This is a genomic window from Pseudomonas sp. RIT-PI-S, from assembly GCF_025642975.1.
In the GTDB taxonomy this organism is placed as follows: Bacteria; Pseudomonadota; Gammaproteobacteria; order Pseudomonadales; family Pseudomonadaceae; genus Aquipseudomonas.
Map to the genome: position 1 here is coordinate 53996 of NZ_JANZKJ010000006.1, position 17404 is coordinate 71399.

Below are 17404 nucleotides of genomic sequence, written 5' to 3' on the forward strand. Positions count from 1 at the left end.
AACCCGAAAAAGATATGCCACCAAGCCATGCCGTTCGGGGACCGGCACGGCGAGCGCTCACTGAAGTGCCGACGCAGGCCCGAAGAATTCATAGCGGGTTTGCTCGGCAGGAACGCCAAGCGCCTGCAGGCTGCGCTTGACTGCCGCCATGAACGGCTTAGGGCCAAGCAAATAGGCGTCGACGTTGCGGTCAACCGGCAGCCAGCGGGTCAGGTGCTCTTCGCCTAACAGCCCAGTGGCATCCGGCGCTGCCCTCCCCTCTTCGGCCTGGGCATAGCAATAGAAACGGGTAAGCTGTGGATGCAGCCCGGCTTGCTCGTCCAGCCATTGCCGAAACGCATGGACCTCGCCATTACGTGCACTGTGGATAAACACTATCGGCCGCCCGGTCGGCAACGCCGCCTCAAGCATCGCCAAGGTAGGTGTGATTCCTACGCCGCCGCTGATCAACACCAGAGGGCGGTCGCTGCTCTGCAGCACGAAGTCCCCGGCCGGCGGGTACAGATCGATAGGGTCGCCTACCGCGAAACGCTCGTGGAGGAACGTCGAAACCACGCCACCGCAGGCATGCTTCACGCTGATGCGATAGCCATCGCCCGCGCTCAACGCAGACAGCGAGTAATTACGGCGGTGCTCCACGCCATCGATAAGTAAGCGAACACCGACGTACTGCCCTGGCCGCGCGGGCATTACGGGGCCGCCATCCGCCGGTGTCAGGTAGAAAGAGACGATCTCGGCACTTTCACGAACCCTGCGTTGCAGAATGAACGGCCGACCGCCCCGCCAGCCGCCCTTGGCCATTGCTTTTTCGCTGTAGAGATTTTCCTCGGCACTTATAAGAATGTCGGCGAGCTGCTGGTAGGCCGCAGCCCAGGCTTCCACCACCTGCGCGGTTGCGAGCTCGGCACCCAGCACTTCGGAAATGGCCCGCAGCAAGCAGCTGCCTACGAGGGGGTAATGCTCGGGCAGCACTTGTAATGTCACGTGCTTGTTGATGATCTGCCCAACAAGGTCACCCAGGGCCTCCAGGCGGTCGATGTGCCGGGCGTACATCAGCACACCATTAGCCAGTGCCCGCGGCTGCTCGCCATTGGCCTGATGCGCCTGGTTGAAGAGCGGCCGCACTTCGGGGTATTCGCTGAGCAGCAGGTTGTAGAAATGCGTGGTAAGCGCCTCGCCACCGCTCTCGAGCAGTGGAACGGTCGCTTTGACAATGGCGCGGTGTTGAGCACTGAGCATGGTATTCTCCAGCTGATTGGTAAAGTTACCCGTTTGGCTTTACAGAAACCGTGCCAGATAAAAATTCTCTATTATTCAGCAACTTGTAAAGTTAAGAGTCTATATGACACATGTAGATTGCGCGTCTTTATGACCCACACAAAGTCAATATGACCTCAACGCCGTTGCTCCAGGCTTTGCTCGGGCTGGTGTCCGACCTCTCCCAAGCCCTTCCTGAAACCGAGCGGTATCGGCGCCTGCTGCAGGCGATGCGCCGGCTGTTGCCATGCGATGCTGCGGCCCTGCTACGGCTGGACGGCGAGTGGCTGGTGCCGTTGGCCGTGGACGGTTTGAGCGAGGACACCCTAGGCCGACGCTTCAAGGTAAGCGAGCATCCGCGCTTCGAAGCCTTGCTAAGCCAAGCGGGCCCTACCCGCTTTGCTGCCGATAGCCCACTGCCCGATCCATATGACGGTCTGATTGCAGGCCTTCATGAGCAACTGCACGTACACGACTGCCTCGGTTGCCCATTGCTGATAAACCAACAGCCCTGGGGCTTGCTTACCCTAGACGCGCTTGACCCCCGGCGCTTCGATCGTATCGAGCCCGGCATGCTGGAAGCGTTCGCCAGCTTGGCGGCCGCCATCGTGACGGTAGAGCAACACATTACCCACCTGGCCCTGACTGCGCAGGCCGAGCGTGAGCGCGCGGAGGGTTTTCAACAGGCCAGCCGTGCCCCCCAGGAAATCATCGGGCAGAGCCCTGCGGTGCGCCATCTGCTCGAACAGATAGCCTTGGTCGGGCCGAGCGAGCTGACCGTGCTGGTGACCGGCGAAACCGGCGTGGGCAAAGAGCTGGTTGCACAGGCATTGCACCGCGCATCGGCACGGGCGGCCAAGCCGATGGTCAGCCTCAATTGCGCAGCACTGCCCGAGTCGCTGGTGGAAAGCGAGTTGTTCGGCCACGTCAAAGGGGCCTTCACCGGCGCGAGCATGGACAGGCGTGGGAAATTCGAATTGGCCGATGGCGGCACCTTGTTCTTGGACGAAGTCGGCGAGCTGCCCCTGGCGGTGCAGGCGAAACTGCTGCGCGTGCTGCAAACCGGGCAATTGCAGCGCCTGGGGTCAGACCAGGAGCACCGGGTAGACGTGCGCCTGATTGCCGCGACCAACCGCGACCTCGCTGCTGAAGTCGCCGCAGGCCGCTGCCGGGCGGATTTCTACCATCGCTTAAGCGTTTACCCGTTGCCGGTGCCCCCCTTGCGTGAGCGGCGCAAGGACGTCCTGTTGCTGGCGGGCTTCTTTCTTGAGCAGAATCGCACCCGCCTGGGTGTAGGCAGCCTGCGCCTGGCGGCGGATGCTCAGGCCGCCCTGCTGGCCTATGCTTGGCCAGGTAACGTACGGGAACTGGAGCATCTGATCGGCCGCTCGGCCCTGCGAGCGCTAGGCAAGCTGGCAGTGCGGCCACGAATCCTGACCCTGACCGGGCAGGATCTGGACCTTGGCCCGCCGGGCGCCCCAGTCGCGCCGCCTACCCCGACTGCCGTGCCTGCTGGCCCCGCCGACGCCCAAGGAGGCGACTTGCGGCAAGCCGTGGATCGTTTCCAGCGCGAAATGATCGAGGACTGCCTGCGCCGGCACGACTGGCATTGGTCCAATGCCGCCCGTGAACTCGGCCTGGACCGAGCCAACCTCAGCCGCCTCGCTCGCCGCCTGGGCATTCGCTGAGCGTCTGGCTCAAGCCGCCCGTAGGCTGGCCGATAACACCTGTGTATTTCTCTGCGGTCACGCCGCATTCGCTTCAGAAGGTCGATATGTCCAAAGCACGCGCCGAGTCTCTTTCGCTTTTATTGTTTACCTTGCGCAGCGGCAAGTTGATGGCAATCAATCTTCTCAAGGTGAGCGAGATCATCCCTTGCCCTGCGCTGACCCGCCTGCCCGATTCGCACCCGCATGTACGTGGCGTGGCCACACTGCGGGGCACCTCCCTGTCGGTGATCGACCTTAGCCGTGCCATTGGCGAGCGCCCGTTGGTCGATCCTTCTGGCGGCTGCCTTATCGTCACTGACATCAGCCGCTCCCGGCAGGGTTTGCACGTTCAGGCCGTGAGCAAAATCATTCACTGCCGCTCCACCGATATTCGACCGCCACCCTTTGCCTCTGGAGGGCGCTCGTTCATCACGGGAGTGACTGATGTGGACGGCACTTTGGTCCAGGTGCTGGATATTGAAAAGGTCATCCACGGCATTACCCCGCCGAGGCAGCAAGTTGAAACAGGGGAGTTGAGCCCTGACCAGGCAGAGCTGCTTTCGCACGCGCGAATTTTGGTGGTGGACGACAGCCAGGTGGCGCTGCAACAGTCTGTGCTGGCGCTGCGCAGCCTAGGCATCGAATGCCACACGGCCCGCAACGCCAAGGACGCCATGACCTGCCTGCTCGATCTGCAAGGGACTGCCGCCGAGATCAACATCGTGGTTTCGGATATCGAAATGCCTGAAATGGACGGTTATGCGCTGACTCGCGCCCTTCGTGAGACCCAGGACTTCAACAAGCTGTATATCTTGCTGCACACCTCGCTGGACAGCGCCATGAACAGCCGGCGGGCCGCGGAGGCAGGAGCCGACGCGGTATTGACCAAGTTTTCATCGCCCGAGCTGACCGAGTGCCTTATCCGCGCTGCTGGCGCTGTCGCCAATAGGCCTGCCTGAGCCGCAGCAGGTTCATAGCTGGATAATCAAAGCGCCAATGCGGACCAGCCAGCCCACAAACGATGGCCCGGCCTGGGGAAACAGCAATTGAACAGCGGCGGCAGCGCCTATAAACAGCAAGCTGGGAACGACACTGTGGGCGATGGACATAAGAAGGCTCTGTTTTGCGTTCGGGCGCTAGTGTCCTTGCCCACCACCGACGAAATCTATCAGCCCTTTCTGCGTCTTCTGTAGGAAAAATAACCGTGGCGGGAGGGGTTCGATTACAGAAAGACCAGGCCGCAGTGACTATTTTCAAACAAGCGTTTGTAACAAGTCCTCGACAAAAGTGTACCTTTACAGATACAACCTATTGAAATACATGAATTTTTTTTGATGATACAGCGGCCTACGTAACATGTTGCCAGCGGCATGGCACTTAGCCGGCGAAACGCGTCTTGTGACCCCCTCCCCCCCTCCATAGAATGACCGCGCCCTGCCGTCGAGCCCGCGTTTCATGCCCAACCATTCTGCCCGCCTTGCCGCCAAAGCCGAGCGCACCCTGGTTATGGGAAGCGCGGCGGCCATCATGACGATCCTCGGGATCGTGCTGTTCCTGCTCAGCGAAGAGTACGACAGCGCCCGCGAAGTGGCTCTGCGCAGCGCCAAGAACATGGCTCAACTCATCGACAGCGACATTCAACGCAACGTTGAACTGTACGATCTTTCGCTCCAGGGGCTTATCGATGCGTCACAAAACCCCGACCTTGCCCGGGTGCCCCCTTCGCTGCAGCGCCAGGTGCTGTTCGGCCGCGCCATCTCCGCCCCCCTGCGTGGCGACATTTTATGGATTAACGAAAGCGGCCAGATCGTAGCCGACTCCTTGGCCGTCGTCCCTCGGCACTTCGACTTCAGCCAGCGGGAAAACTTCCTGTTCCACCAAGCGTCGAGCGCTGACGGCCTACGCATCAGCCGGCCCATTAGGGATCAGCTCGGCGACTTGAAGTGGTGCATCGCCTTTAGCCGCAGGATATCCGGCCCCGATGGCGGCTTTCATGGCATGGCATCCGGAGTATTGCGCCTCGAGTATTTCAGCGACCTGTTCAAGACCCTGAACATCGGCGCCGGTAGCACAGTCAGCCTGATCAACACCGATGGCGATATCCTCGCGCACGAGCCGGAAACGCAGCAAAACTCACTCATCGGGCTCAACCTGGCGGACCGCCCGAACATGCGGCGGATATTAGGAGGTGGCCAGAACGGTTACTTCACCGCCATCTCCAGCTTGCACGGAGGCCGGCTGCTTTATAGCTACACCCGGGTTGAGGGCCTGCCGCTGCTGGTGGTTGTCGCGCTGGCGTACGACGACGTCTTCGGCCCTTGGCAGCGCACTGCCGCGGTCATCTGCATGGCAACGCTCGGGCTATGCCTAGGCATTGCCTGGCTCACCCTGATGTTCCGTCGGGAGCTACGCCGGGGCCGGCGTTCGGAAAGCAACCTGGCCACGCTTGCAGCTACCGATCCGCTGACAGGCCTGGCCAACCGCCGTCGCTTGGACCAAACCCTTGAGTTGGAGTGGGCGCGTGCGCAACGCAGCGGTCGTGGCATGGCGGTGTTGATGATCGACGTCGATCATTTTGGCGCATTCAATGAGCTGCACGGCCACCACGGCGGCGACGAAGCGCTGCGCAATGTGGCCAGGGTCGTCGGCCAGAGTGCGCAACGCCCAGGTGACCTGGCCGCCCGCTACGGCGGCGAGGAATTCGTGGTGCTGTTGGTAGAAACCGGCTTGAGCGGCGCGCTGCAGCTTGCCCAGGCCATTCGCGAACAGATAGAAACCCTTCCCCCATTGAGCAAGGCTACAACGCCATTGACTGTTAGCATCGGCGTGGCGGTCAAGGCGAATGCAGCCTCGCCGCCTGCGACCTTGACCGCCCTGCTCTGCGAAGCGGATGCCGCGCTGTATCGAGCCAAGCACGAAGGCCGCAACCGGGTGTGCCATGCCGACCCGGCACAGCAGTCAAAAAAAACGCCGGCAACGCCGGCGTAAGTGGGAATCCATGCGTTAGCTGGCCCGTGCGATATTGCGTAGCGCCTTGATCTGGTCGTGGTTGCGCTGCACGCCGTGGAACTGGCGTTCGACGATAGCGTAGACATTGGCAGGCAGCGGTTGGGCCAGGGCTTCTTTGTAAGCCTTGATAGCCACGTCTTCGCCGCGCTCGGCTTCATTCAAAACGGCTTCTTCGCTTTTACCAGTGAAGATAGATTTCACATCGACCCAGCGGCGATGCAGGTCGCCCGCCACGCTGGTGGAATCTTCCGGGCTGCCACCCAGAGCGGTAACCTCGGCTTGCAGTTCGCCAGCGGCCGAACCACACTCCTGCGCATGCTTGACGAACAGCGCCTTGAGTTCAGGGTTCTTTACGTCGTCTGCGCAGGCCTTGAAACCTTCCTGGCCATCCTTGCAAGTCTGGATAAGCTCGTTCAGCGTTTTTACTACTTCTTTACCGGAATTGGTCATTTTGTCTTCCTCCTAGTGGATAAGGTCTGCCAGTAATAGAGCATTCACCGTGCCAACTTAGGGATAATGGCAAATACCTTTATATAACAACGACTTGAATATGTAACTGATTTTACCTTACCGTTCCAAATGCAATAAGCACGGCCCTATGCATTGCAAAATGCACGTGCAATTCATCCATCTCGAAAGGCTTATGCGTTAAACAATGGACTTCCAAAAACTAGAGTCACTGGTAACTATGAAAATGCCTTACGGCAAATATCAGGGTCGGTTGCTTGCAGATTTGCCAGGAGACTATCTGGGCTGGTTCGCTCGCCAAGGCTTCCCCCATGGGGAGTTGGGCGCCTTACTGGCGCTGATGCACGAGATCGACCACAACGGTTTGGGGGATCTGTTGCAGCCACTCCGGGCCAAGCACCGCGCCACGTAGCTAAAGCGCGGGCAAAAAAAAAGGTGCGCCGACCAAGCGCACCCTAAAGCCATGAAACGACAACAGTAACTTAGAACAACGCGACAGCCTCCCGGCTGCACTGCTCGACCAGATCCCACTGGCCAGCGCGAATCCATTCTTTATCCAGCATCCACGTCCCACCCACGCACATCACATTGGGCAAGCTGGTGTATGCCTTGACATTGCCCGTGTTCACGCCGCCTGTGGGGCAGAAGCGCACATCACCGAACGGCCCGGCAAACGCCTTGATCGCCTGCACGCCGCCGCATATTTCCGCGGGGAACAGCTTGAAACGGCGATAGCCCAACGCATAGGCCAGCATGATCTCTGACGCCGTGGCCACGCCCGGCAGCAACGGGATGGCGCTTTCCACGCCCGCCTGGAGCATGTCTGGCGTGGCCCCGGGGGTAACCACGAATTGCGCGCCGGCGTCTTCAACCGCGGCGAACATCTGTCGGTCCAATACAGTACCGGCCCCAACCGTCAGTTGCGGGCGGTGCTCACGCAACATCTTGATCGCCTTGAGCCCATATTGGGAGCGCAAGGTGACTTCCAGGCAGGTGAGCCCGCCGGCAGCCAGTGCGTCGGCCAGCGGCAGGATCTCGCTTTCGGAATTGATGACGATCACCGGGAGAATGCGCGCCCGTTGGGCGATCTCGTCGATGAGTTTGACCTTGTCCGCCATGCGGGATTGTTGTTCAGGCGTCATAACGGCTGATCCTTGGCTCAGAGGCACCGGGGCATCTCCGGTGAACGGTGAAGAAATACATGGCCTTGGGCACTACCCCGGCCGGATTCAAATATCGCCATACCAAGACCTGCCATCGCGGGTGATGAGCGCGATAGAGCTCATCGGCCCCCATGAGCCGGCAGCGTAGGGCTTGGGTGCATCCCCGGATTTTTTCCAACCAGCGATCAACTGGTCACACCAGCGCCAGGCATATTCGATCTCATCCTTGCGCACGAACAGGTTCTGGTTGCCCTGCATCACTTCAAGCAGAAGACGTTCATAAGCATCGGGGATCCGCGAACTGCGGTAGGTGTCGGAGAAGTTCAGCTGCAACGGGCCGCTACGCAAATGCATGCCTTTGTCCAGGCCCTGTTCCTTGGTCATCACCCGCAAAGAGATGCTCTCGTCCGGCTGCAGACGAATGATCAGCTTGTTGCTGATTTGCAGGCGCTGCTCCGGGGCGAAGATATAGTGCGGCGGCTCTTTGAAGTGGATAACGATCTGCGAAAGCTTTTGCGGCATGCGCTTGCCGGTTCGCAGGTAGAACGGCACACCAGCCCAGCGCCAGTTACGGATGTCTGCCCGCAGCGCTACGAAGGTTTCGGTGTCGCTCTGGGTGTTGGAATTTTCTTCTTCCAGGTACCCCGGGACCGCGCGCCCTTCGCTGTAGCCGGCGATGTATTGCCCGCGCACCACGTGCGTGCTTAGCCCCTCGCCAGTGATGGGCGCAAGGGCTTTGAGCACCTTGACCTTTTCATCCCGGATCGCGTCCGCCGACAAGTCCGCCGGTGGGTCCATGGCGATCAGGCACAGCAGCTGCAATAGGTGGTTTTGGACCATGTCGCGCAATTGGCCGGCCTTGTCGAAGTAGCCCCAGCGACCCTCGATGCCCACTTTCTCGGCGACGGTGATTTCCACGTGAGAGATGTAATTCTGGTTCCACTGCGTTTCGAACAGGCTGTTGGCAAAACGCAGCGCGATCAGGTTCTGGACGGTTTCCTTGCCCAGGTAGTGGTCGATCCGGTACACGCGGTTTTCCGGGAAATAATGCGCGACCGCATCGTTGACCCGGCGCGAGGAGTCCAGGTCATGGCCAATGGGCTTTTCCAGTACCACGCGGGTGCGCTCGGCCAGCCCGACCTTGGCCAGGTTTTCACAGATCGCGCCGTACACCGCCGCAGGCGTGGCGAAGTAGGCAATGACCTGCGCCGCCGGGCCGATGCGCTCAGCGAGCACGGCGTAATCTTCAGCCAGGAGGAAATCCACATGCAGGTATTCCAGCCGCGCCTTGAAACGCGCCAGATGGTCTGCGTCCAATTCGGCCGCAGGCACGAACTCGTGCAAGTGTTCGTCGATTTCCGCCAAGTGCGTAGCGGCATCGCCCGGCTCACGGGCCAGGGCGAACAGGCGAGTGTCCGGGTGCAACAGGCCGGCGCGTTCGAGCTGGTACAGCGCCGGGAACAGCTTGCGCAAGGCCAGGTCGCCAAGGGCGCCGAAGAGAGCGAAGGTGCAAGGTTCGGAAATCGACAGCATGATATGGGTTCTTTTATCAAGTTGGACGAGTATTACGGGTTTTCACCCCGTCGATCAAGTCGGAATGTAGTAATAAAACAACAACCTTCCGGCTCGCCACGGTGGCGCTGGTGATCGTCGTGGCCCATCAGTACGATAGACCACCCTTCACAGCAGCCGTGCCGGGAATCGACCCGCGGTGCGGGGCGTGTGGCCCATACGAGGCCACTCACTACTTCAGGAGACTACATGGATCGCATGCGCAACCTTCTGGAACAGATCCAGGGGCGCCTCGATGAGCTGAACAAGGCGGAGCGCAAGGTGGCCGAGGTGATCCTCGGCAATCCGCAACAGGCCACCCGTTTCAGTATCGCCGCGCTGGCCCAGGCCGCCAAGGTCAGCGAGCCCACGGTGAACCGCTTCTGCCGTTCCTTCGGGGTGAGCGGCTACCCGGAGCTGAAGCTGCAACTGGCCCAAAGCCTGGCCAGCGGCGCGGCTTATGTCAGCCGTGCGGTGGCACCGGACGATGACCCCGCGGCCTATACCCAGAAGATTTTTTCCAGCGCGATCGCGTCGCTGGACAGCGCCTGCCAGCAGCTCGATCCCCAGCTGGTCAGCCGCGCCGTCGACCTGATGATCCAGGCCCGGCAGATTCACTTCTTCGGCCTTGGCGCCTCGGCGCCCGTCGCGCTGGACGCCCAGCACAAGTTCTTCCGCTTCAACCTGGCTGTTTCCGCCCACGCCGACGTGCTCATGCAGCGGATGCTGGCCTCGGTGGCGCATACCGGCGAGCTGTTCGTGATGATTTCCTATACGGGGCGTACCCGAGAGCTGGTGGAAGTCGCGCGCATCGCGCGGGAAAACGGCGCCTCGGTGCTGGGGCTGACCGCCGCCGGCTCGCCACTGGCCCAGGCCAGCAGCTTGAGCCTGAACATACCGCTACCCGAAGACACTGACATTTACATGCCAATGACCTCGCGCATCATTCAGTTGACGGTGCTGGACGTGCTTGCCACTGGCATGACCCTGCGCCGCGGCGTGGACTTCCAGCCGCATCTGCGCAAGATCAAGGAAAGCCTCAACGCCAGCCGCTATCCCCTCGAAGAGGGTTGAGCCGGCTGGAGGTCTCCGGCAAGCCGTGCTGCTGCCGTGTGGGGCCGGTAGCAGCACGGCCCGCCGGCGATAGGGCGGGCCGTTTTTACGCTTAGAACTTAGCCTGTACCTTCAAGCCGGCAACCAGGGCGTTATCCACCTCATCCACGCCACCTGGGCGCTTGATGTATTGCAGGTTTGGACGCACGGTCAGCCAGTTGGTGAAGTGCACGCCGTAGTAGATCTCGGCGTCGTACTCACTGCTACGTACCGGCACGAAGCCAGGGTTGTCGTAGTCGTCGATACCGCTCAAGGCGTTGGCCAGGCGAGCACGGTCGCTGACGTCGTCGTTCACGTGGATGCGCGCAACGCCTACCCCGATGTCATCCTGAGGACGGGCATCGAACAAGCCCTTGTACACGAAGCCAACCTGCTGGTAGTTGTCCACGACGTTGGTCGCTTTGTCGTGCACGGTGGCGTTGGCGAAGATGCTCAGGCCGCGGCTGGCGTCGCCGTTATGGCTGGTCAGCTGCTGCTGGGCAACCACCCACCAACCATGCTTGCTGCTGTGGCTCTTGTAGGTGCCACCGGTAGCGGCCTGGGCATCGCCGTTCTCGTCTTCGTAAACGTCGTTGGCCTTGGCGGTGCTGTAGTAGTAACCCAGGCGGTATTCGCCCGGCAGGCTGTTGATCGAAGGCGACCAGACCAGTTCGACCGGAATGATCGCGCCCTTGGTGCCGCTGCCGCTGAGTTTCCAGGCGTTGCCGGTTTCCAGGTAGGACGGGTTCTGCTCGTAGGCACCGATCTGCGCATACAGTTCAGGCGTGAGGTTGTACTTCACGCGCAAGGCCCACTGGGCGACTGGCCAGTTGTACCAGATGTCGCCGATCCAGTTGCCCACCTGAGAGCCGCAGAACGCCAGGTTCTGGAAATCGCAAGGGAAGCTGTTGAAGTCTTCGCCCTCGCCGAAGCGGCCGAATTTCACGTCCAGCTTGTCGTCCATGAAGGTCTGCTTGACCCACATCTGGGTCAGCCGCCAGGTTTGGCCGCGGCCCCAGACTTCTTGAGGCGAGCTGAACATGCCGGCGCGCGGGTCGCTGATGCGGTCGTTGCCCAGGTTACGGCCGCTACGCTCGGTGATCGCAAGCTTGGCTTCAGCACCGTGCCAGCCGAACAGTTTTTCCAGGTCCAGCTGCACGCCCAGGGCGAACTGGTCGGAGTAGCGCGCCGTGCGATCGTCGTTGTAGCCGCCATTGAGGTTGGTGGCTGCTTCGCCAACGTATTCGAAGGTGAAGTCGTAGCCTTTGTCGTAGAGCTCGTGACGCAGGCCGCCCCAGTCGCCGGTCATGTACTGGGAGGCGTCGTAGGGCTTGGCCGCGTAGGCAGTTGTCGCCAACCCCATCGCCCCGAGTACCGACAGCTGGCGAGCCAGCCGCAGCGTGTTCACTTTAGTGGTTTTTTGCTTGTTCATTCCCTGGCTACCCTCGTTTTATTGTTATTGGAACTCATTGTAATACCGCGGGTGGCAGCCACCCGTGGCGATCAGCGGCCGGTGAACCGAGCCACGTTGTCACTGCGTTGTGCTGGCGCCGCGGCCGCCAGGCCCAGTCGTTCGCCGCTGGCGGCGTCGAACAGCAGCACCTTGCTCGGGTCGAAGCGCACGTCAAGCGTTTCTCCTACCGCCGGCGCCTCATCCGGGGCCACCCGGCAGCACACCTTGGTGTCGTTCAAGGTCACGAACACGAGTGTGTCCGGCCCGGTGGGCTCGGTTACCTGAACCTCGGCACGCACGCCTGGGAAGGCGCTGCCCGCCTCCTTGGCCACGATCAATTGCTCCGGCCGCACACCCAGGATCACTTCACGGTCTTCCAGGCCTGGCGTCTGCACCCCGAGCGGCAGCTCGAAGCGCGCCAGGCCGCTGTCCAGTACGGCGACCAAGCCGCTGTCCCGACGCTGCAAACGCAGTGGGATGAAGTTCATCGGCGGCGAGCCGATGAAGCTGGCCACGAACAGGTTCGTCGGATCGTTGTAGATATCCTTCGGCGTGCCGAATTGCTGGATGATGCCGTCCTTCATCACCGCGACCTTGTCGCCCAGGGTCATGGCTTCGATCTGGTCATGGGTGACATAGACGGTAGTGGTGCGCAGCCGTTGGTGCATCAATTTGATTTCGGTGCGCATCTCTACCCGCAGCTTGGCGTCCAGGTTCGACAGCGGCTCGTCGAACAGGTAGATCTTCGGCCGCCGTGCCAATGCACGCCCCATCGCTACCCGCTGTTGTTGCCCACCGGACAGTTGCCCGGGCTTGCGAGTGAGCAGATGTTCGATCTGCAGCAGCTTGGCCACCCGAGCGACTTCCTGGTCGATTTCCGCGGTGGGCATCTTACGGATCTTCAGGCCAAAGGCGATGTTTTCCCGCACGGTCATGGTCGGGTACAGCGCGTAGGACTGGAACACCATGGCGATGTCGCGATCTTTCGGGCTCATGCCACTGATGTCGACCCCATCGACCAGGATCGCCCCGCCGGTGATGTTTTCCAGCCCGGCGATGCTGTTCATGAGCGTGGATTTACCGCAGCCCGAGGGCCCTACCAAGATCAGGAATTCCCCGGAGTCGATCGACAGCTGGATGTCCTTGAGCGTGTCCGGCAGGCCACTGCCGTAGCTCTTGATTACGTTACGCAGTTCGAGCGTTGCCATGTTGTTACCCCTTGACCGCGCCGGCAGTGAGCCCGCGCAGGAAATACTTGCCCGCCAGTACATAAACCAGCAGCGTCGGTAGCCCGGCGATCATCGCCGCGGCCATGTCCACGTTGTATTCCTTGACCCCGGTGCTGGTGTTGACCAGGTTGTTCAACGCTACCGTGATCGGTTGGGCGTCGCCGCTGGCGAACACCACGCCGAACAGGAAATCGTTCCAGATCTGGGTGAACTGCCAGATCAGGCAAACCATGATGGTCGGGATCGACATCGGCAGCAGGATGCGGTTGAAGATGGTGAAGAACCCTGCACCGTCCAGCCGTGCCGCGCGCACCAGCGCCTCGGGCACGCTTACGTAGAAGTTGCGGAAGAACAGCGTGGTGAAGGCGAGGCCGTAGACCACGTGAACCAACACCAGGCCCGTGGTGGTGTTGGCCAGCCCCATCTTGCCAAGGGTGAAGGACGCTGGCAGCAGCACGGTCTGGAAGGGCAGGAAGCAACCGAACAGCAACAGGCCGAAGAACAACTGCGAGCCACGGAAGCGCCACATGGACAGCACATAGCCGTTCAGCGCACCGATGAAGGTGGAGATCAGCACGGCTGGCACGGTGATCCGTACCGAGTTCCAGAAGTAACCACCCACGGTCGCCCAGGCTTTTTGCCAGCCGATCACCGTGAAGGTCTCAGGCAAGGTGAGCAAATTGCCGGCGAACACGTCTTCCGGCGACTTGAAGCTGGTGAGCAACATCACCACCAGCGGCACCAGGTACACCGCGGCGGCTACCAGCAATACCGCGTAGATCGCAACGCGATCCCAGGTCAAACCTGGCTTGAGGCGCGTATCAGTCATGGCGCTTGCCCCGCAATTCCGAGTAGAGGTAGGGCACCAGGATCGCCAGGATCGCACCGAGCATCAGCATGGCGCTGGCCGAGCCTTGGCCCATCTGGCCGCGGCTGAAGGTGAAGGTGTACATGAACATTGCTGGCAGGTCGGACGCATAGCCCGGGCCGCCCGCGGTCATCGCCGCGACCAGGTCGAAACTCTTGATCGCGATGTGGGCAAGGATCATGAACGCACTGAAGAACACCGGGCGCAGGCTCGGCAATACGATCTTCAGGTAAATGGTCGGCAGGCTGGCGCCATCCACCTGCGCGGCACGAATGATCGACTGATCGACCCCACGCAAGCCGGCCAGGAAAAGCGCCATGACGAAGCCGGACGCCTGCCATACGGCGGCGATGACCAGGCAATAGACCACGCGATCCTGATCGACCAGCCAGTCTAGGCGAAAGCCCTCCCAGCCCCAGTCACGCAGCATCTTGTCCAGGCCCAGGCCTGGGTTGAGCAGCCATTTCCAAGCGGTACCGGTGACGATCATCGACAGCGCCATGGGGTACAGGTATACGGTGCGCAGGAAGCCTTCGCGGCGAATGCGCTGGTCGAGCAACACCGCCAGGAATACACCGATCACCAAGCTGATGGCGATGAACATGCCGCCGAAGACTGCCAGGTTCTTGCTCGCGACCCACCAGCGGTCGTTGTCCATCAAGCGAGCGTATTGCTGCAATCCGGCGAACTTGTAAGTCGGCATGAAGGTAGAACTGGTGAACGACAGCACGAGCGTCCACAGGATGTAACCGTAAAAGCCGACCAGGACAATCAGCATGCTCGGCGCCAACACCAGTTTGGGCAGCCAGCGTTGCAAGGCGTCCAGGGGCGAGGCTTTGGCCAAGACCGCTACTGAGCTCATAAACAAAGGATCCGCTGAAAAGCATTGGTATTCGCAGCCACCGCGCCTGCCATGGGGAATCGCAGGCGCGGGGCTCGGGTTAACGGCTTACTTGGCTGACTTGATCGCGCTCGCCAGTTGCTTGGCGGTCGCGGCAGGGTCGGCGCTTGGGTTGTTGATGTAGTTGGTCACCACGTCGAAGATCGCGCCCTGAACTGCCAGCGAAGTCGCCATGTTGTGCGCCATGCTCGGCTGCAGGCCGCCGTTCTTGTCATCCGCCAGGAAGTCTTTGGCTGCCTGCTGCGCGCAGGAGTCGAAGCCCAGTTTCTCCATGTCGTTCTGCATGTCGGTACGCACCGGGATCGAACCTTTGTTGATGCTGAAGACCTTCTGGAAGTCGGTGCCCAACGCCACTTTGGCCAGGTCCTGCTGCGCGGCGATGTTGTTCTTGTCTTTGAGCAAGAACACCGCGAGGGAGTCGATGTTGTAGGTGAAGGCTTTTTCGGTGCCTGGGAATGGCACGCACTGGTAGTCCTTGCCGGCGACTTTCTTGGCCGCGGTCCACTCGCTCTTCGCCCAGTCGCCCATGGCTTGCATGCCCGCCTTGCCGTTGATCACATCGGCGGCGGCGATGTTCCAGTCACGGCCCGCGCGGTTGGCGTCCATGTAGGTGGCGACTTTCTTGAGCTCGGTGAAGGCCTTGACCATTTCCGGGCCGGTCAGGGCTTTTTCGTCCAGGTCGACGAAGGCCTTCTTGAAGCCGTCCGGGCCCATGACCGAGAGTACGACGTCTTCGAACACGGTGCTGTCCTGCCACGGCTGGCCACCATGGGCCAGGGCGATGAAGCCCGCAGCCTTGAGCTTGTCACCGGCAGCGTAGAATTCTTCGAGGGTGGTCGGCGCTTTGTCGATCCCGGCTTTCTTGAAGACTTCCGGGTTGATCCACAGCCAGTTCACGCGGTGAATGTTCACCGGCACGGCAACGTATTTGCCTTCGAACTTGACGGTATCGGCGACTTTCTTTGAGAGCAGGCCGTCCCAGTTTTCCTGTTTGGCCACATCGGTGAGGGCGTCGGGATTCAACAGGCCGGTGCTACCCCATTCCTGAATGTCCGGGCCTTTGATCTGAGCAACGCCTGGAGGGTTACCGGCCATGGCGCGGCTTTTGAGTACGGTCATCGCAGTGGAACCACCACCACCGGCGACAGCGCCGTCCTTCCAGGTGAAGCCGTCTTTTTCGACCTGGGCCTTGAGTACGTCAACAGCAGCTTTTTCACCGCCGGAGGTCCACCAATGCACCACTTCGACAGTGCCTTTGCTATCGGCAGCATGGACCGCGAAGGGGAAGAGCGTGGCGAGGGAAATGACAGCGGCGAGGCGATTGATCGCGTTCATCGAAGTACCTTTTTGTTGTTATGCATAGCAAGTCTTGTGCTTGCGCTGCGGGAAGTTTAGACAGACTAATTAGTGCGCCAGGTAACGAATCGACGCACAAATGTCACCAGGCAGTTACATGGAGCGAACCGCCGAGGCGAGGCTCGGTGCCAGGGGCAAACGTGGCAACAGTACGGCTTGCAGCGCATGGTAGAGGTCAGGCTTACCGCCCCACACCTGGGCGGAAGGACGATTCTGCGGGTCAAGCTCGTGGTGCCAGCTGCCGAGCTCGCGGTCGACCAGCCGGGCCTCCGTGTACTCCCAGAACAATCGGTACCAGTGCTCGTAGGTGGGCTCCGCGGTGCGCCGCAAAAGGGCAGCCGCCGCGGCAATGGCTTCGGCGTGAACCCAATGCATGCGCTGGCGAACCACAGGGTCGTCGTTCCAATCGAGGGTATAAACGATGCCCTCGGCGCCATCGACATGCCAGGCGGTACGGCAGGCGGTGTCGAACAGCTGGCGGGCATCGTCGGAGAGCCATGCCGGCGCAGCCAACCCGGCCCGGCTCAGCGCCGCTTCGAGGTGCAGCAATAGCCGCGCCCATTCGAACGCATGCCCGGGTGTGCTGCCATAAGGCCGGAAGGGGTCCGCCGGTTGAGCGTGGTTGTAGTCCAGCAGCGGCGCCCAGCTGCCGCTGAAATGCTCGATCACTCGATAGCCGTTGCCTGCGGCCTGGCCATGGATGATCCGTTCGCAGATGCGCAAGGCCCGGCTCAACCAACGGCTCTCTCCCGTTGCGTCGGCCAGCGCCAGGAAGGCTTCCACGCTGTGCATGTTGCTGTTGGCGCCGCGGTAGGCTTCTTGCTGCGACCAGGCCTGGTCGAAGGCCTCGCGCATGGCGCCCTCCTCCTCGGCCCAGAAGTGCCGCTCGATGACCGCAACGGCATCCTCGAGCAGGGCTTGGGCGCCAGGCCGGCCGGCAACGACCGCCGAGCTGGCAGCCAGGGCCACGAATGCATGCAGGTAAGCGGCCTTGCCACTGTCGCCGTCCGCGTGGCCAGCCACCGCATACCAGCCACCGTGCTCACTATCACGCAGGCAGCCCTTGAGCGCGGCGACGCCATGATCCACCAGCGCGGCAAAGCCCGGCAGCCCTTGCAGGTGCGCGAGCGCGAAGCTATGCGTCATGCGGGTGGTGATCAGGGTTTGCGCCGGGGTGTCGGTGAGTTTGCCGTGCTCGTCCAGGTAGCCGAAGCCCTCTGCCAGGCGTGCCGCCTTGGCGAACTCCAACAGGCGGGTGGCTTCCGCGGCCAACCATTGGTGATGGGAAGTGCTGTTAAGCCAACTGCTGAATTCCAGTTGTAGCCTGTCCATGCTGAACCTTGTTTTT

At 61.3% G+C, this 17404-nt stretch carries 16 protein-coding genes; 5 read left to right on the forward strand and 11 right to left on the reverse strand.

The features are described 5' to 3' along the window. Window positions 1–57: 57 nt before the first annotated feature. A complete protein-coding gene (gene hmpA / locus OGL93_RS10540) occupies window positions 58–1239 on the reverse strand; it encodes an NO-inducible flavohemoprotein (protein WP_263262588.1) in 1182 nt (393 codons plus the stop codon). A gap of 149 nt (window positions 1240–1388) precedes the next feature. On the opposite strand from hmpA, the gene norR reads away from it, so the two are divergent. Together norR and OGL93_RS10550 are read left to right on the forward strand one after the other, a co-directional pair. Next, window positions 1389–2945, forward strand: coding sequence for a nitric oxide reductase transcriptional regulator NorR (gene norR, locus OGL93_RS10545; protein WP_263262589.1), 1557 nt, complete (start codon window positions 1389–1391; stop codon window positions 2943–2945). A gap of 86 nt (window positions 2946–3031) precedes the next feature. After that, window positions 3032–3925: a chemotaxis protein gene (locus OGL93_RS10550; RefSeq protein WP_263262590.1), complete on the forward strand. Its 894-nt coding sequence runs from the start codon at window positions 3032–3034 to the stop codon at window positions 3923–3925. A gap of 12 nt (window positions 3926–3937) precedes the next feature. On the opposite strand, the gene OGL93_RS10555 is transcribed toward OGL93_RS10550, so the two are convergent. Further along, window positions 3938–4075, reverse strand: a complete 138-nt coding sequence (locus OGL93_RS10555) for a hypothetical protein (protein ID WP_263262591.1) — start codon at window positions 4073–4075, stop codon at window positions 3938–3940. 346 nt (window positions 4076–4421) lie between these two features. Here OGL93_RS10555 and OGL93_RS10560 point away from each other — a divergent pair, with 346 nt between their 5' ends. Then, on the forward strand, window positions 4422–5954 hold the full coding sequence (locus OGL93_RS10560) for a sensor domain-containing diguanylate cyclase (RefSeq protein WP_263262592.1): 1533 nt from the start codon (window positions 4422–4424) through the stop codon (window positions 5952–5954). Between the two features lie 15 nt (window positions 5955–5969). Here the strand turns inward: OGL93_RS10560 and OGL93_RS10565 are convergent, their stop codons facing one another. Then, window positions 5970–6425, reverse strand: a complete 456-nt coding sequence (locus OGL93_RS10565; RefSeq protein ID WP_263262593.1) for a PA2169 family four-helix-bundle protein — start codon at window positions 6423–6425, stop codon at window positions 5970–5972. A gap of 205 nt (window positions 6426–6630) precedes the next feature. Between OGL93_RS10565 and OGL93_RS10570 the strand changes: the two genes are divergently transcribed. Beyond that, window positions 6631–6855 carry a DUF3820 family protein gene (locus OGL93_RS10570; RefSeq protein ID WP_263262594.1) on the forward strand — a complete coding sequence of 75 codons (225 nt, stop codon included), beginning with the start codon at window positions 6631–6633 and terminating at the stop codon, window positions 6853–6855. Window positions 6856–6925: 70 nt separating this feature from the next. On the opposite strand, the gene OGL93_RS10575 is transcribed toward OGL93_RS10570, so the two are convergent. Beyond that, window positions 6926–7585: a bifunctional 4-hydroxy-2-oxoglutarate aldolase/2-dehydro-3-deoxy-phosphogluconate aldolase gene (locus tag OGL93_RS10575; protein ID WP_263262595.1), complete on the reverse strand. Its 660-nt coding sequence runs from the start codon at window positions 7583–7585 to the stop codon at window positions 6926–6928. 87 nt (window positions 7586–7672) lie between these two features. Beyond that, on the reverse strand, window positions 7673–9139 hold the full coding sequence (gene zwf / locus OGL93_RS10580; RefSeq protein WP_263262596.1) for a glucose-6-phosphate dehydrogenase: 1467 nt from the start codon (window positions 9137–9139) through the stop codon (window positions 7673–7675). Window positions 9140–9376: 237 nt separating this feature from the next. Between zwf and hexR the strand changes: the two genes are divergently transcribed. Further along, on the forward strand, window positions 9377–10231 hold the full coding sequence (gene hexR, locus OGL93_RS10585; RefSeq protein ID WP_263262768.1) for a DNA-binding transcriptional regulator HexR: 855 nt from the start codon (window positions 9377–9379) through the stop codon (window positions 10229–10231). 91 nt (window positions 10232–10322) lie between these two features. Here the strand turns inward: hexR and OGL93_RS10590 are convergent, their stop codons facing one another. The 6 genes from OGL93_RS10590 to OGL93_RS10615 form a co-directional block, all read right to left on the reverse strand. After that, complete coding sequence (locus tag OGL93_RS10590) at window positions 10323–11681, reverse strand: carbohydrate porin (RefSeq protein ID WP_263262597.1); 1359 nt, start codon at window positions 11679–11681, stop codon at window positions 10323–10325. A gap of 71 nt (window positions 11682–11752) precedes the next feature. Next, complete coding sequence (gene ugpC / locus OGL93_RS10595; RefSeq protein ID WP_263262598.1) at window positions 11753–12910, reverse strand: sn-glycerol-3-phosphate ABC transporter ATP-binding protein UgpC; 1158 nt, start codon at window positions 12908–12910, stop codon at window positions 11753–11755. 4 nt (window positions 12911–12914) lie between these two features. After that, on the reverse strand, window positions 12915–13760 hold the full coding sequence (locus OGL93_RS10600) for a carbohydrate ABC transporter permease (RefSeq protein ID WP_263262599.1): 846 nt from the start codon (window positions 13758–13760) through the stop codon (window positions 12915–12917). Continuing rightward, window positions 13753–14661 (reverse strand): sugar ABC transporter permease, encoded by a 909-nt coding sequence (locus tag OGL93_RS10605; RefSeq protein ID WP_263262600.1) that lies wholly within the window; start codon window positions 14659–14661, stop codon window positions 13753–13755. Before OGL93_RS10605 ends, OGL93_RS10600 begins: the two co-directional genes overlap by 8 nt. 87 nt (window positions 14662–14748) lie before the next feature. Then, window positions 14749–16035 carry an ABC transporter substrate-binding protein gene (locus OGL93_RS10610; protein ID WP_263262601.1) on the reverse strand — a complete coding sequence of 429 codons (1287 nt, stop codon included), beginning with the start codon at window positions 16033–16035 and terminating at the stop codon, window positions 14749–14751. 114 nt (window positions 16036–16149) lie between these two features. Then, window positions 16150–17388, reverse strand: coding sequence for an AGE family epimerase/isomerase (locus OGL93_RS10615; protein ID WP_263262602.1), 1239 nt, complete (start codon window positions 17386–17388; stop codon window positions 16150–16152). Window positions 17389–17404: the final 16 nt, after the last annotated feature.

Coding starts and splice junctions, on each gene's coding strand:
- OGL93_RS10575 (WP_263262595.1), bottom strand. CDS start 7,585: ATGACGCCTGAACAACAATCCCGCATGGCGGACAAGGTCAAACTCATC.
- OGL93_RS10590 (WP_263262597.1), bottom strand. CDS start 11,681: ATGAACAAGCAAAAAACCACTAAAGTGAACACGCTGCGGCTGGCTCGC.
- OGL93_RS10600 (WP_263262599.1), bottom strand. CDS start 13,760: ATGACTGATACGCGCCTCAAGCCAGGTTTGACCTGGGATCGCGTTGCG.
- norR (WP_263262589.1), top strand. CDS start 1,389: ATGACCTCAACGCCGTTGCTCCAGGCTTTGCTCGGGCTGGTGTCCGAC.
- OGL93_RS10605 (WP_263262600.1), bottom strand. CDS start 14,661: ATGAGCTCAGTAGCGGTCTTGGCCAAAGCCTCGCCCCTGGACGCCTTG.
- OGL93_RS10610 (WP_263262601.1), bottom strand. CDS start 16,035: ATGAACGCGATCAATCGCCTCGCCGCTGTCATTTCCCTCGCCACGCTC.
- ugpC (WP_263262598.1), bottom strand. CDS start 12,910: ATGGCAACGCTCGAACTGCGTAACGTAATCAAGAGCTACGGCAGTGGC.
- OGL93_RS10550 (WP_263262590.1), top strand. CDS start 3,032: ATGTCCAAAGCACGCGCCGAGTCTCTTTCGCTTTTATTGTTTACCTTG.
- hexR (WP_263262768.1), top strand. CDS start 9,377: ATGCGCAACCTTCTGGAACAGATCCAGGGGCGCCTCGATGAGCTGAAC.
- OGL93_RS10615 (WP_263262602.1), bottom strand. CDS start 17,388: ATGGACAGGCTACAACTGGAATTCAGCAGTTGGCTTAACAGCACTTCC.
- OGL93_RS10560 (WP_263262592.1), top strand. CDS start 4,422: ATGCCCAACCATTCTGCCCGCCTTGCCGCCAAAGCCGAGCGCACCCTG.
- hmpA (WP_263262588.1), bottom strand. CDS start 1,239: ATGCTCAGTGCTCAACACCGCGCCATTGTCAAAGCGACCGTTCCACTG.
- OGL93_RS10555 (WP_263262591.1), bottom strand. CDS start 4,075: ATGTCCATCGCCCACAGTGTCGTTCCCAGCTTGCTGTTTATAGGCGCT.
- OGL93_RS10570 (WP_263262594.1), top strand. CDS start 6,631: ATGGACTTCCAAAAACTAGAGTCACTGGTAACTATGAAAATGCCTTAC.
- OGL93_RS10565 (WP_263262593.1), bottom strand. CDS start 6,425: ATGACCAATTCCGGTAAAGAAGTAGTAAAAACGCTGAACGAGCTTATC.
- zwf (WP_263262596.1), bottom strand. CDS start 9,139: ATGCTGTCGATTTCCGAACCTTGCACCTTCGCTCTCTTCGGCGCCCTT.